Annotated in this window: 1 pseudogene; it reads left to right on the forward strand. The window is 31.1% G+C overall.

From position 1 onward, the window contains the following. Positions 1-175: 175 nt before the first annotated feature. Positions 176-370: pseudogene (locus CAMP5053_RS08435) on the forward strand (hypothetical protein); the annotation flags it as partial.

A 370-nucleotide genomic window follows, 5' to 3' on the forward strand; every position in this document is an offset into this window, starting at 1 on the left:
GGCGGAGAATGAAGAAAAATCTAATGATAAAAACATAGAAGAAGATGAGGATGGTGTAAAAAATACAGAGAGTAAAGAAGAAAAAGAGCAACCACCAAAAATGATAGGTAGACTAGCCACTACTATCATTATGAAAAATGGTTTATGTATAGGTTAATTAAAGAAAGGATAAACAATGAGTGATAATAATAAAGATGTTTATATAATATATGCTCCTAATGGAAGAGGGGTAGAGGTGGATAAAAAGACAAATAAAATATATTTTTCAGAAAATATTAAGCCTACAGGCAAATACACCCAAGAATATTCTAAAGCTTTGTTTGAAGCGCACAATATCAAACAAAACTCTCCCTACAAAGACTATCAACCC

It is taken from the genome of Campylobacter sp. S4:11 (assembly GCF_024723695.1).
GTDB lineage: Bacteria > Campylobacterota > Campylobacteria > Campylobacterales > Campylobacteraceae > Campylobacter_D > Campylobacter_D jejuni_C.